Source organism: Dyadobacter sp., from assembly GCF_039919315.1.
Classification (GTDB): domain Bacteria; phylum Bacteroidota; class Bacteroidia; order Cytophagales; family Spirosomataceae; genus Dyadobacter.
The window spans coordinates 19577-33580 of the sequence record NZ_JBDSFX010000050.1 but is presented as its reverse complement, the minus strand read 5'-3'; the positions used below and the strand labels follow the sequence as shown (position 1 = coordinate 33580).

Genomic DNA, 14004 nt, shown 5'->3' with positions numbered 1-14004 from the left:
AGTTCAGCTGCTACACCCAGAAACCCCTGTACAACTGCGAACATCCGGTGTCCGCTTTTGAACAGGCCTTTTGGTTTATAAATTAACAAAACACGCCCTATTAACCCAGAATGGGCATATCATTGACTGGCAAAGTATTTGATATACAGAAATAGATGAAATAGAATGGTGGATTATTAAGCTATCTTGAAAACCTATGAAACACAGCGATCCGGGTGCATTTGATCCTCTTCCGCCGCGTTGGCTCGACAAGCTGGCGTTAAAAATCTGCGCGCCACATTTACGCGAGGAGTTGATCGGCGATCTGCATGAACGGTATGCATTGCGGAATCGAAAATTTGGTCCAGTAAAAGCGAAATTATTTTATCTGAGGGAGGTAGCAGCATTGTTACGTCCATCTGTCATCAAAAGAAAGTCTTCCGAGTACTCCTACATTCCGTTATTCAGTTATTACATGATCAGAAACTACTTCAAGATCGGTTCCCGGGTCCTTTATAAAAACAAAGGCTACTCTTTCATTCACCTCACCGGACTGTCCATTGGATTATGGGCTTGTATGATGGTAGCAACGGTCGTGATCGACAGCCTCTCTTATGACAGGCAATGGAGTCACGCAAATGATATTTACAGGATTATTTCAGTGAACAAGGCAGGGGCGGGGTTACAGGAACGCATTTCGTCATCACCCATGTTGCTCGCACCTGAACTGGTTAACAGCTACCCGGAGGCGGTCGCTTCGACCGAGTTTTCTATCGCGACGCGCCATTTTAAATTTAAGAACGATGATTTCAATGGCGTGACTACCGAAGTCTTGCGGGCGGATACGTCTGTCTGGGGAATGATTGATTTGAAAGTACTGGCAGGAAATCCGAGGAAATTTACGCCCGGAACTAATAACCTGCTCATTTCCAGAAGTTTTGCAAACCGTTTTTTCCCGGGCAAGGACCCTGTTGGCAAGATCATTCAGGATATTCCCAAGTACGGTACCAAAGCCAATGATTACCAGATCACCGGTCTCATCGACGACCTGCCGTATAACAGTCACTTGCGCGCCGATGTAGTTCAACTGCATATCAACAAGCCCGAGCCTTACGAAGCCGGCGGATTTGTTACGTTTTCGCAAAATTACATTCGCATGAAGCCTGGCACGGATATGCAGGAATTTACTGCGAAAGTCAATAAATGGCATCAGGAGTTTAGCAAAAGAGATAACGAGCACGCATTCGAATTCCAGGCACTACCCGACATTTACCTGCATTCCGACTTTGCAGAAGGTCAAAATATCCGGGGTGACGCCAGGACTATTTACATATTTTCGGGCATTGCGCTGCTGCTATTGTTCATTGCTTGCGTTAATTTTGTAAATCTAAGTACTGCCAAAGCATTTGCAAGATTGAAGGAAGCCGGTGTCCGGCGGATACTGAGTGGGTCGCGCTACCAGCTGATCATACAGCTACTCACCGAAACATTGCTATTGTTTGGTACAGCTATCTTGGTCGCTACATTTCTTTACTTTTTCTCCCTCGAATACGTAGAACAGTTCCTGGGCCACAGGCTTATTGAAACATTCACTTCTAATGTACCCATGGCCGTGGATGCGCTGGTAATTGTATTTCTTACAGCATTGCTGACAGGGCTTTATCCTGCCTGGCTGATCTCCGGCTTTAAGCCTTCCAATACATTGAGAGGTGTTTTTACTTCTTCTGCATCCTACCGGCAAAATTGGCTGCGAAAAGGCCTGGTAGTTGTCCAGTTTTCTATTTCCATTGTGGTTTTACTCGCCACGATCGTGGTATGGCAGCAGCTTAACCTGATGGAAAACAAGGATTTGGGATACAATACAAATAACCTCCTCGCGATCGATAATGTATCCTGGGATGGCAAAGGCGATGCATTCAAAGGTGAATTATTACAAATTCCGGGGGTGGTCCGTGCCAGCGCAACGCTGTGGCTACCTACGCAGGGAGGTGGCTATATGACGCGGGAAGTAGAAGACCCAACAAGACCAGAACATCGGATAAAAGTCTGGTACATTGCGGGCGACGTGGATCTGCCCGCGACAATGGGGCTAAAACTCATCAAAGGGCGCATGTTCAGCCATCAGTTTTCGAGTGACGCCCTCAATGCTGATTCGTTGCAGGAGGAGAGTTTTGAAAAATTTGAGCAGGCAGCCATGTTACAAAGTTCCCTGATTACTGCCTCCGCAGCAAAAGCATTAGGCGTCCAAAAGCTGGATGAGCGCATCAAAAACGCCAATAGCGTCCCGGTAGGCATCATTGAAAATTTTAATAATGAGTCGCTTTACGAGCCGATCAAGCCGACGGTTATCCTTGCGCAGCGCTCACCGCAATATGCGGGTATGCTCGTGCGGGTACAGCATGGTACCGAGCGGCGTGTGGAGGCTGCCATTGGGAGGCTCTGGCAACAGTTTTACCCGGCCAAACTATTGGAAGTGAATCAAATAGACGACATGCTGGCCAAGCAGTATGAATCCGAGACAAGGCTCCATCAGTTATTTATGTTTTTCAGCGGATTGACGATGTTTCTTTCGGTACTGGGTATTTTCGGGCTGGTGGTGCAGGCGGCTGAGCAGCGTACCAAGGAAGTGGGCATTCGTAAAGTGCTGGGCGCATCGATAATGGGGATTGTTACCATGCTTTCCTGCGACTTTGTCCGGCTTGTTGTCATTGCCATCGTGATCGCTTCACCCCTCGCCTGGTTTGGTCTCGACAAATGGCTGCAAAATTATCCCTACCGAACCGATATCAGCTGGTGGATGTATGCCGCCACCGGATCAGTCGTGCTCACGATTACGGTACTGACGGTTAGTTTTCAGGCCGTCAGAGCTGCATTGGTTGATCCTGTGAAAAGTCTGCGTAGTGAGTAAGGTAATGTGCAAGGTCAATTATACCACATGGAAATGACCAGCAAATTCCCCATATTTTAAGTGACTAAGAGATGAGTCAAATTTCTGGTTTGGTTAAAAGCTTCTGAAAGAGTTGCGTGGATGAGCATGTGAGCGACCTAGCTGCTTAGCATGACAATTGTATGTATCTTTAAAAACTCAAAAAGAGATACAATGCAAATGCTATCAGGCCTGGGCCGATCCAAATACATCCCCCTCATCATTCTGTTTACCCTCGCTGTTCTTCAGTCCTGCCGCAAGGATCCCAAGGAAATGACTAAGGCAGAGCTCGCAGATGAACTGAGTAAGGAAAAACATTATAGTAAGCTGCTGGAATTTTCGCAGAAAGCGGGAGTAAATGTTAGCAAATTTCAACCCGGAAAAGACAATGCACCCGTTTTTGCATTGCTGGAAGAAATCAGTTTCGGCCACAAGCCCGCGATCCGATATACAGAGAAAAAAATTGCTTCTGACACGGCCCTGATCCGCGTTGCGGCAGAGGAGCTGGTTAAAGGCCAGTCTGTCGAAAAAGTAATGGAGAAGCTGGAACCCGTTTTCCCGGTTTACCATAACCTCAAAATACATTATGCGAGGCTCATAGAGGCAAAAAAGACCGACAGTGCTGCCTATGTTGCCGAGGCTTTGAATGCCTACCGCTGGATTCACCGCCAGATCCAGGGTTCTCCCCGGTTTGTGATGGTCAATATCCGTGGCGCATATCTTACTGCGATGGATTCGTCGGGTAAAAATGCGCTGAGCATGCGTACCGTTGTAGGCAAGAATGATACACCTACACCGACTATCGACACCTACGCTACGAGCATTGTGACGCATCCGTACTGGAATGTCCCCAAAAGCATTGCAATCAAGGAGATTTTCCCAAAAGCGATGAAAGATCCTGAGTACCTGTCGAGAAACCGCATTGAAATTATTGATAACAAAGGAGAGGCCGTTGACCCGGAAGATATTGACTGGGAGGAATTAACTGCTGAAAAGTTTCCTTATCGCTTTCGCCAGGAAACGGGTGAGGATAATTCGCTGGGCTTGCTGAAAGTGGAAATCAAGAACCCATTGGCGATTTATTTGCACGATACCAACGCCAGGTACTTGTTTAACAGCAATCAGCGATGGAGAAGCCATGGCTGTGTGCGCGTGCAGAAACCTACTGATCTTGCCAACTATATGGCTGGTATGAAATTGCTTGATAATGACTTCATGACTGAGCCTGATACCGTGTCCACACCGCCTAAATGGCATAAGCTGAAAGCGAGGATTCCGGTATTTCTGCTCTATCTAGGCGCAGATTGCAATGAAAAAGGAGATGTAATGTACTTTCCTGACGTCTACAAAAGAGGCGCACCCAAAGCCTGACCATGGTCCGGCATTAGGCCGGACAGCAGCGATGAAGCTTTAACGTACTTCTGGTCAGCGGAGTAAATGAACAGTCCCGCCCCATTATACATGAGATTGATCAGCGTTTTAGAATCAGCGATTGATACAGCCGGACATCCCTGGCTGCGACCGAGCCTGCCGGTACTTTTGATAAAAGACTCACTCACATAATCTGCTCCGTGCATGACGATCGCGCGTTCCAATGCGCGGTCGTTGATACCTTTCTCCACTCCTTCAAGCCTTAACGACAGACCGTGCTTACCCTGATAGGTTCCTAATGTCTTGTAAAAACCCAGGCTCGATTGGAATGAGGAATTATCATTGGAAAAATGCTCTGCGAACTCCTGACCCGAATTCCGTCCGTGTGCTACATAGGTATTGAGCAAGACCTTTCTCTTAATCAGATCGATTACATAAAGCCTTTTGTTACGCGACGATTGTGTGAAATCAGCAATCGCCATGATCGGATTATGCAGGTTCATTTTTTGAAAACCAACCCACGCGTAGTAAAACGCTTTTTCCGACAAACCTTGCTTTTTAAGGTCAAGAGAGTCGTAAACAGATATCCATTGGGGTTTTACCAATGCAGAATCCGGCTTTACAACTGATATATTTTTAGTAGTAGAAAGAGCTGAGAATGGATTGATCTGGTGGATGCTGAAAGAAACGCTGAGCGTGATCATTACAGCTACAAGTACCGCCTGAACCTTTGTCATTTTTAATCGTTTTGTTGAAAAAATCTATTTCGATTATTTAAAAGGAGGAGTCTGATTGACCGGTTTTAAAAAATGAACGATTAAAACCGGATGTCAGATACATGAAGTGAATGCTTCAAAGAGTCGACAAGTTAACAGCCCTCTCCGCAACAATGGTTCCGAAACAAAAATTATCTCAATTCAACTAGTTGATTATAAGAAAGTTAAAACAAAATAAAATTACTCATAAACTTCATAACTCATCAACTCCCTATCTCACTTCTTCTCAATACCAGCCAGAATGCGGCCAATGTCATTAGCACGGCTCATAAAGCTCAGGCTCGTGTCGAGATCTTTGCTATCAATGGCATCTTTGAATTTTTTCAAAAGCTCAATATAGTCACCCAAAGCTTTGGAAACATTGGTTTTGTTCTGATCAAAAATGGGCGCCCACATTTGGGGGGAACTCTTGGCAAGCCTTACTGTGGAAGAAAAACCAGTACTCGCCATGTCGAAAATAGCCCGTTCGTCCTGCTCTTTATCCAGAACCGTCAAACCCAGCGCGAATGAACTGATGTGGCTCAAATGCGAAACATAAGCCAGGTGCAGGTCGTGTTCAATGGGTTTCATATAATGGATCTTCATGCCCACATCACGCAAGAAGGTTTCCACCAGTCCCAGCGATTCGGGGTCACTTTTTTCTTTGTCACAAATGATGACGTTTTTATCGATCAGCAGTTCTTTGAATGCAGCTCCGGGCCCAGAGTTTTCGGTACCGGCCATCGGATGTACCGCCACGAACTGGTTGCGTTTGGAATGCTTGTCGGCCAACGCACATATCATTTCCTTGGTAGAGCCCAGGTCCATGATCGTTTTACCTTCCGGCAGGCGATCGAGCATATAAGGCAGCAATGTATTTATAGCATCGACGGGCGTCGCAATAACATTGAGTTCGGAAACCGCCAATGCATCGTCCAGCGACATAATTTCGTCCACTATACCTTTGGCCAGGGCTATTTTCTGGTTCACGTGAGAGTTGTCAACGCCCACGAATTTCACATTCGGATATTTCTCGCGAATTCCCAGTGCAAACGACCCGCCCAGCAGGCCCACACCGATGATACTGATTACCATTTCAAATCGTCAATAAATGTCAAAATTGATCTTTATGCTTTAATGCGTTCCACCGCCTCCCAGATTCGCTCTTTGGGAAGACAGAGCGACAACCGGATGTAGCGCTGCCCTTTCGGACCAAAAATAAAGCCGGGTGCGATGAAAACGTGTTTTTCAACCAACAGGTTATTCACCAGCGTTTCAGCAGATTCAACCGAGTCGGGTAATTTGCCCCATAAGAACATTCCTTCCTGTTTCGGATCCCACGTGCAGCCAATTGCAGTCAAAAGCGCCTCCGATGCGTCCAAACGCCCCTGGTACACCGCATTTCTTTCTGCGTGCCAGGTATCAGAATTATGTAATGCAGCCACAGCAGCTTCCTGCATCGCCCAGAACATTCCTGAATCCACATTGCTTTTGATCGTGAGCACCGCATTAATGTAAGGCTTGGCAGCAACGAGCCAGCCCAGCCTCCATCCCGCCATATTGTGCGACTTGCTCATCGAATTCAGTTCAATCGCCACTTCCTTGGCTCCTTCAACCGACAACAGGCTGATAGGCGCCTTTTTATTCAAAATCAGACTGTACGGATTATCGTGGCACAGCAGTATCTTATGTTTGGTTGCAAATGCAACGGCTTCTTCAAACAATTCACGGGTCGCGGGTGCACCGGTGGGCATGTGAGGGTAATTGAGCCACATGATCTTCGTACGCGGGCTCACCAGCGACTCCATTGCTTTCCAGTCGGGCTGCCAGCCGTATTCCTCACGAAGCGGATATTCTTTCACTACCGCCCCTACCATCTGGCTTACGGCGCGGTAGGCCGGGTAGCCCAGCTCAGGCACGAGTACCTCGTCACCGGGATCCAGGAATGTGAGTGAAATATGGGTAATACCTTCTTTTGAACCAATTAAAGGCATTATTTCGGTAGCGGGATCAGGTTTTACTCCGTAAGTATGATAATAAAAATCTGAGATTGCATTGCGAAAAGCAGGCGTTCCAACATAAGGCTGATAGCCGTGGGCCTGCGGTTTCTGAGCAGCTTGCGATAAAGCCGTCAGGGTTTCTTCGGAAGGCATCATGTCTGGATTTCCAATTCCCAGGTTAATCACATCATGGCCTTCGGCAATCAGTTTGCGCACTTCTGCCAGCTTGACGGAGAAATAGTACTCCGAAGTCTGCTTGGTGCGCTGAGCAGTTTCTATAATCATTATTACTTTTAATTGCGCTTTTGGCTGTTACCACGAGCGGTTGGCATGTTTCCGCCAGATCATCAGGCCGAAACGGCGCGCAATTTACGATAAATTCCTAGAAACAGGAGGTGCAGCTGGGACCGGTTTGTAGTGACGGTTGTGCACCTTTGGTACGTTATGGTTCCAGAATCCTTGTCTCGATCTATTTTACTCCTTGCATCATTGCGCCAGAGGCGCACCCTGTTTCTAGAAAAGGGGGATTTTATTTTTTTGATTGAGCCCCGGAGGGGCTTCCTGTTGTCACATGCAATAGAAACCAAAAATCCTCTAAATTGCGGGATGAACATTCAACGCATCTTTCTTCTGTTTTCTGTAATTCTTTCCGGTTGTTCCAAACCATCGGATAAGATCGTCGTCGCTACGGCCGCCAATGTACAGTACGTCATGAAGGAGATCCAGAAGGAATTTGCAAAAGAAACTGGCGAGGAGATTCAGATCGTCGTAGGCTCGTCGGGAAAGCTCACGGCGCAGATCAGAGAGGGAGCACCATTCGATGTTTTTGTTTCCGCGGACACAAAATATCCTCAGGAAATATTTAAAAATGGTGGATCAGACGAAAAACCGAAAATATACGCGACCGGATCGCTGGTACTATGGTCAAAAGACATGGCGCAACCTGAGCTTAACATTGCCATACTCGCCACCGAAAAGGTTAAAAAAATAGCTATTCCCAATCCACGAAACGCCCCATATGGCGAGGCTGCGATCGAAGTTTTGAAAACTCAGAACATCATTGAAAAAACAGAAAAAAAGCTGGTCTACGGCGAAAGCATCGCACAAACCGCCCAGTACATTTCTACCGGATCAGTAGAAGCAGGTTTCAATGCACTATCCATCGTGCTTTCACCAGAAATGAAGAACAAAGGTCACTACATCGTCATCGATTCCACGTTACACAAGCCCATTCAACAGGCAGCCATCCTGCTAAAACACAGTGAAGACTCTCCAAAAAAAGAATCCAGCACTAAATTCTATCGTTTTCTATACTCCGACAAAGCCAAACAGATTTTCAAAAAATACGGCTATAAATGATCACAAGCCCTCATTCACTCACTCATTCACTCATTCACTCATTCAGTCATTCACTCCCGTTCCACGGCGGATTCACTCATTAAAATGGACTGGCAACCCCTCTGGCTCACTTTCCGACTCGCAATAATCACTTCTGTGATTCTGCTCGTATTGGCGATGCCGGTAGCGTACTGGCTGGCTTTCGGGAAATTCAAGGGGCGCGGTGTGGTGGAAGCCATCATTGGTATGCCGCTCGTTTTGCCTCCTTCTGTGATTGGTTTCTACCTCCTGTTGGCATTCAGCCCGTCCTATTGGTTTGGTGCGTGGATTGAAAAGGTACTGGGACTGCGGCTCGTGTTTTCATTCCCGGGGCTGGTCATAGCGTCGATATTATATAGTCTTCCTTTTATGGTTTATCCGATCAGGGCCGGGTTACAATCATTACCATCTTCATTGCGGGAGGCTTCTTATACTTTGGGAAAAAGCGAATGGGTTACTTTTTATAAAGTACTGTTACCCAATTGCAAACCAGCCATTCTAACTGCTTTTGTGCTCACATTCGCGCATACTGTCGGGGAATTTGGGGTAGTGCTGATGATTGGCGGCAACATTCCCGGCGTGACCAAGGTAGCATCTGTTGCTATTTATAACGAAGTGGAGGCGCTCAACTATCCGGCGGCAAACCAATACGCTATGGTGCTTTTTGCAATTACATTCGTTATTTTGCTGATGGTCTATTCTATCAACAACCGCCTGCTTCGTGTCCGACAATCTTCTTGACATCAACATCCGGCATTCTCTTCAAACTGCCAACGGAATTCTACCGATGGAAGTCACTTTTTCACTTTCAAAAGGGAACATTCTGGCGTTGACAGGGCCTTCCGGTGCAGGAAAAACGACATTACTGAGACAAATTGCCGGGCTAGTCAATCCACAATCAGGAAAAATATCATTGAACCAGCAGTTATGGCTGGATACTTCTCAAAATATTCAGGTACCAGCCCGAAAGCGCAACATTGGATTCGTTTTTCAGGATTACTCATTGTTTCCGCATATGACTGTGCAGGAAAATCTGCTTTTTGCGCTTGAAAAAAAAGGTGATGAGAAAGTCACCGACGAGCTCCTGGAAGCCATGGAACTCACCCAGCTTAGCGGACGAAAACCACATCAGCTCTCAGGCGGGCAGCAGCAGCGCGTCGCACTGGCCCGGGCGCTCGTACGTAAACCGGATTTGTTGCTATTAGACGAGCCGTTTGCAGCATTGGATCATTCCATGCGCTATCAGTTGCAGAACCTGCTATTAAAATTTCACCGGCTTTATCAATTTACCGTCATGATCGTCACGCATGACATTGGTGAAATGTTCCGGCTCGCCGATCGCGTCATGATCATGAACCATGGCAAAATCACGCAATCAGGTAGCCCGGCGGAAGTCTACACCAGTGAAACGGATGATGTCGGCGACTTTACACTTTTCGGCGAAGTACTGAGCTGCCAGAAGCTCGATGGCCATTTGCTGGTCAGTGCTCTGATTGAGAATAAAGTCCGGCAATTGTCGCTTTCACTAGACATGGAGCCGCAAATGCTTCCCGGAAACAACTTTACATTGCCCTATTCGCTCGAACCCGGCCGGATCAGGTTAGTCAACAACCGGTAGAGCTGGCTGAGGTTTAGGGTAATTTTAAATAGCAGCTGTCTTTTTCAAAAAAACATATTTCCACTATTCTATGCGGGTACTTTTCAAATTATTACAAGTTGCCATTTTTGCATTGCCCTTGCTGGCGATGCGCCAGGACAAGCCATTGCGCGTCATTTTCTTTGGAGACTCCATCACCCAGGCGGGCGTAAACCCTACAGGATACATTACCCAAATGGGCGAAATGTTAAAAACAAAAGGCCAGGAAGGTCAATATGAACTAATAGGCGCCGGAATTGGCGGTAACAAAGTTTATGACCTTTACTTACGCCTGGAAGATGATGTTTTATCCAAAACGCCGGATGTCGTTTTCATTTATGTAGGTATCAACGACGTATGGCATAAAGCGTCCTCGGGAACGGGTACTGACGCCGATAAATATGTGAAGTTTTACGAAGCTCTGATCAAAAAAATGAAAGCTCAGAACATTCGCGTCATCGTTTGCACGCCTACCGTGATCGGCGAGAGAAATGATGCTTCCAACTCCCAGGACGGTGACCTGAACCAATACTCCAAACTGATCCGTGAAATTGCAACCCGTAACAGCCTGCAAGTATGCGACCTGAGAAAATACTTCCAGGACTACCTAACCCAAAACAATCCTGAAAACAAGGAGAAAGGAATCCTGACCAGCGACCGCGTGCATTTAACGGATGCTGGTAATAAGTTTCTGGCGGAGAAGATGCTCGAAGCTTTGGTACAGAGGTAGGTTATCGAAGTTCATAAAAAAACTGCTTCAATGTTTGAAGCAGTTTTTTTATGAACCTAATCCCAAAGCCGCTCCGGGTAATCTCCCAGCACATGCAGCGCAGCTAACGAGGCCTGTACGGTAGGCTTATCTTCCGGATAGGTCACTCCAAACCAGTTGGACGAAGTCCGGAAAACGCGGCAGTCGCCCAGGCCGTTTTTGATGATATGGGTCATCACAGTCGGAATGTAAAATTCCGCTTTGGGTGTATTGATGTTAGTTCTTGCGTAGGAATCGAACAAATCCTTTGTGATGGGGAACATAGAAGGTTTAAAACCCCAAAAATTCATTGAAACAGGAGTTTCGGGTTCCAGTGCTATTTTGATGTCTTCTTCTTCAAAATAGATCTTGCCATTTTCTTCGAAGATTTTGGTTCTTTCCACAACCGATTCCAGATTATGATCTTCGCGCTCCACGCAAACGCCGCGTGATACTGTGCCGTTTTCAGATAGTGTCCGTTTTAGCTCGTAACCAATCATGGCGTGCTGGTTAGGATTCATGTCATTCTGTAAAAAGGCAGACATTGTTTGGAATGCATTAAGCCCGTAAAAATCATCCGCATTAATCACCGCAAAAGGCGTATCCGTTTGCTGCCAGGCGCATAACGTCGCATGTCCCGTACCCCAAGGCTTCACACGATCCACCGTTCCCAGGTCTTCCGGAACGTAAGACTGCACACCCTGAATTGCAAAGTCAAAGTCAATTTCCCCTTTCAATATGGGCGCAAATAGAGCCTCGGCACTTTCTTTTATTTCCTGACGAACGATGAAAACTACCTTACCAAAACCGCTGCGTATCGCGTCATATAGTGAATAATCAATGATCGTTTCTCCGTTGGGACCGAACTGGTCAAGTTGCTTGATGCCTCCGTAACGACTGCCTATTCCGGCAGCTAAAATCAAAAGAGTTGGTTTCATTCAAATAGTTTTAAACGGCAGTACCGTTGTGTGCAAAAATCAAAAAACAGCTTTCAGCGCTTTTAAAGTGAATTATCTGCTAAAAATCTATCATTTGTGGGGGCAAATTAAGCCCATTCATTACGTAAAAAAAAACGCGCTCCGTTTTAAAGAGCGCGTTTTCCAAAATAAAATATTTTAAGAATTTCTATACTGCAAAGCTTTCGCCGCATCCGCAGGTCCGGGTTGCATTTGGATTTACAAATTGAAAGCCTTTACCATTTAAGCCATCTGAAAAATCGAGCACTGTTCCAGCTAGATAAAGAATGCTTTTCTTGTCTACAATAATTTTCACCCCTTTATCCTCAAAAACCATATCGGTGGGTTTCGAATCCGAGTTAAATTCCAGATTGTAAGTCAAACCGGAGCAACCTCCGCCGAGTACGCCTACACGAATCTGATAATCGTCCTCATGACCGTCTGCATTCCGGAGTTCAACAATCTTGTTTTTTGCAGTATCACTTACAGTAACCATGGTCTTTTTATTTTTTGTACTTAGCTCAAATAACGTCCTACACGAATAAGAAAGTTCACTCCATTTTCAAAAATGATTCCTCCCTTTTACTAATCATTTAAAATCACTGCTCCACCCTGATTAATTGCCGAAACATGCAGGCCCGATTCAATTCCCGCAGCCGCAAATCTTTCCTGCATTGCTTTACCTGCATTTTGAGCATTTTCCAGCCCACGGCTTAGCGCAAACATCGACGGCCCTGAACCTGAAATACTGCAACCCAGTGCTCCATTATTGATCGCGGCCTGCTTAACTTCTTTAAATTCCGGAATTAAAATAGAGCGGACTGGTTCAATGATCACGTCCACCATCGATCGGCTAATCAGCTCGTAATCAGATTTCATTAGCCCAGCTACTAGTCCGGCCACATTACCCATTTGGGCGATCGTATTTTTCAGCGAAACCTCATTTCTGAGTATAAATCGGGCATCTTTGGTATTAATTTCAATATCCGGATGGACTAGCGTGCAATACAAATCTTCGGGTACCGGAATGGTAAAAATGTCCAGCGGATTATAACTTCTGATTACTACAAAACCACCCAGGAGCGAAGGACCAACATTATCAGCATGTGCCGAGCCGGAAGCAATGCGCTCTCCTTCCATGGCGAAAGGCAGCAATTCCTGGCGGGTCAGCGGGTTACCGAGCAATTCATTCATCGCTACTACTCCTGCTACCGCACTCGCTGCGCTGGAACCCATGCCACTACCGAGGGGCATCTGCTTATGCAATGTTACTTCACAACCCAGGTCTTTGATACCCAAATGTTTAAGCAAATGCAGCATGACCACAGTTACTGAATTTTTTTCAGCAGCGCGCGGCAAACGTCCTTCATCACCTGTAATATCTCTTATCACAACACCGGGCTCGTCGCGCCGATGCAGTTCCACTATATCTCCCGGCTCTTTGATCGCAAAACCAAAAATATCAAACCCACACGCCACATTAGCCACCGTCGCCGGCGCAAAAGCTTTTATTGAATTCACTTTAAATAATTGTTTTCCTTTAAATAATTGATGATGCCTTTGACAAAATATTCCGCATCCTCAAAAGATTCAAGAGCATCTTTGTAAGAAACTTCATCATATTCGTAATCGCTGAATTGCCTTTTCCCAAAGGTCCTTTTCAAAGCTAGGCCTAGTTTTCTTTCGATTAACCCAGGCAATATAAATTCTTTGTGAAAAGCATTATGTGCCCCTGTGTGACTTGGCAGGTAAATTAATTGTGAAAAGCAAAGCCTGGACGCCGTGAAACAGGGCATAATAGGAACGATTCAATACTGATTCTGCTCTCCTAAGTTCTAGTAGCTCTCTCGCATCGTCCAAACAGCCGACCATTTTTGCTACTATATCCGAAAGAGAAACGTCTTTCATAGCAAAATACCGTCTTCACGAACATTCTTCAATAACGGAGATCCATAATGATCGAACTTATTCCTGGAAACAGGAACAGCAGAGACCGACATCAGGTATTTTAAAGACAAATCAAAAGTGGTAGGTGACAGATTACTGATTTCTTCATAGGGCTTGATATCCTCATCATTCAAAACAACCAGATAATCAATATCAGAATCCTCGCGATAATCACCTCTCGCATATGATCCGAATAAAATCACCTTATGAAGCCTTTCACCATATAATTGATCCATCCGATTGACAAACTCTTCTGTCAACTCCTTGATTGATTCGGGGATGTTTTTGTTGCTCATAGCCTTGATTGCT

At 45.9% G+C, this 14004-nt stretch carries 14 protein-coding genes; 6 read left to right on the top strand and 8 right to left on the bottom strand.

From position 1 onward, the window contains the following. Positions 1-196: 196 nt before the first annotated feature. Both ABIO93_RS13555 and ABIO93_RS13550 read left to right on the top strand, forming a co-directional pair. A complete protein-coding gene (locus ABIO93_RS13555) occupies positions 197-2887 on the top strand; it encodes a permease prefix domain 2-containing transporter (RefSeq protein WP_348068462.1) in 2691 nt (896 codons plus the stop codon). A 192-nt stretch (positions 2888-3079) separates the two neighbouring features. Beyond that, complete coding sequence (locus ABIO93_RS13550; RefSeq protein WP_348068460.1) at positions 3080-4276, top strand: L,D-transpeptidase family protein; 1197 nt, start codon at positions 3080-3082, stop codon at positions 4274-4276. Here ABIO93_RS13550 and ABIO93_RS13545 read toward each other — a convergent pair. The 3 genes from ABIO93_RS13545 to ABIO93_RS13535 form a co-directional block, all read right to left on the bottom strand. Continuing rightward, complete coding sequence (locus tag ABIO93_RS13545) at positions 4249-5013, bottom strand: murein L,D-transpeptidase catalytic domain family protein (protein ID WP_348068459.1); 765 nt, start codon at positions 5011-5013, stop codon at positions 4249-4251. The genes ABIO93_RS13550 and ABIO93_RS13545 overlap by 28 nt on opposite strands. 255 nt (positions 5014-5268) lie before the next feature. Then, on the bottom strand, positions 5269-6126 hold the full coding sequence (locus ABIO93_RS13540; RefSeq protein ID WP_348068457.1) for a prephenate dehydrogenase: 858 nt from the start codon (positions 6124-6126) through the stop codon (positions 5269-5271). Between the two features lie 32 nt (positions 6127-6158). Further along, positions 6159-7316, bottom strand: a complete 1158-nt coding sequence (locus ABIO93_RS13535) for an aminotransferase class I/II-fold pyridoxal phosphate-dependent enzyme (protein WP_348068455.1) — start codon at positions 7314-7316, stop codon at positions 6159-6161. Between the two features lie 321 nt (positions 7317-7637). On the opposite strand from ABIO93_RS13535, the gene modA reads away from it, so the two are divergent. From modA to ABIO93_RS13515, 4 genes are all read left to right on the top strand, one after another. Beyond that, positions 7638-8390 (top strand): molybdate ABC transporter substrate-binding protein, encoded by a 753-nt coding sequence (modA, locus tag ABIO93_RS13530; RefSeq protein ID WP_348068453.1) that lies wholly within the window; start codon positions 7638-7640, stop codon positions 8388-8390. An 84-nt stretch (positions 8391-8474) separates the two neighbouring features. Further along, positions 8475-9149, top strand: coding sequence for a molybdate ABC transporter permease subunit (gene modB / locus ABIO93_RS13525; protein WP_348068451.1), 675 nt, complete (start codon positions 8475-8477; stop codon positions 9147-9149). Beyond that, complete coding sequence (locus ABIO93_RS13520; protein ID WP_348068449.1) at positions 9130-10026, top strand: ATP-binding cassette domain-containing protein; 897 nt, start codon at positions 9130-9132, stop codon at positions 10024-10026. Before modB ends, ABIO93_RS13520 begins: the two co-directional genes overlap by 20 nt. Positions 10027-10096: 70 nt before the next feature. Then, positions 10097-10774, top strand: coding sequence for an SGNH/GDSL hydrolase family protein (locus tag ABIO93_RS13515; protein ID WP_348068447.1), 678 nt, complete (start codon positions 10097-10099; stop codon positions 10772-10774). A 56-nt stretch (positions 10775-10830) separates the two neighbouring features. Here the strand turns inward: ABIO93_RS13515 and ABIO93_RS13510 are convergent, their stop codons facing one another. The 5 genes from ABIO93_RS13510 to ABIO93_RS13490 form a co-directional block, all read right to left on the bottom strand. Further along, entirely contained in the window at positions 10831-11730 is a 900-nt protein-coding gene (locus tag ABIO93_RS13510; RefSeq protein ID WP_348068445.1) for a sugar phosphate nucleotidyltransferase, read from the bottom strand. A 187-nt stretch (positions 11731-11917) separates the two neighbouring features. Then, on the bottom strand, positions 11918-12244 hold the full coding sequence (locus ABIO93_RS13505) for an iron-sulfur cluster assembly accessory protein (RefSeq protein WP_348068443.1): 327 nt from the start codon (positions 12242-12244) through the stop codon (positions 11918-11920). Positions 12245-12333: 89 nt separating this feature from the next. Continuing rightward, positions 12334-13269, bottom strand: coding sequence for a homoserine kinase (locus tag ABIO93_RS13500; RefSeq protein ID WP_348068441.1), 936 nt, complete (start codon positions 13267-13269; stop codon positions 12334-12336). Next, the gene (locus tag ABIO93_RS13495; RefSeq protein WP_348068439.1) at positions 13266-13412 is read right to left on the bottom strand and encodes a hypothetical protein; all 147 of its coding nucleotides are present in this window, start codon (positions 13410-13412) and stop codon (positions 13266-13268) included. The genes ABIO93_RS13500 and ABIO93_RS13495 overlap by 4 nt, the downstream gene beginning before the upstream one ends. 240 nt (positions 13413-13652) lie before the next feature. After that, complete coding sequence (locus tag ABIO93_RS13490) at positions 13653-13991, bottom strand: nucleotidyltransferase domain-containing protein (protein ID WP_348068437.1); 339 nt, start codon at positions 13989-13991, stop codon at positions 13653-13655. Positions 13992-14004: the final 13 nt, after the last annotated feature.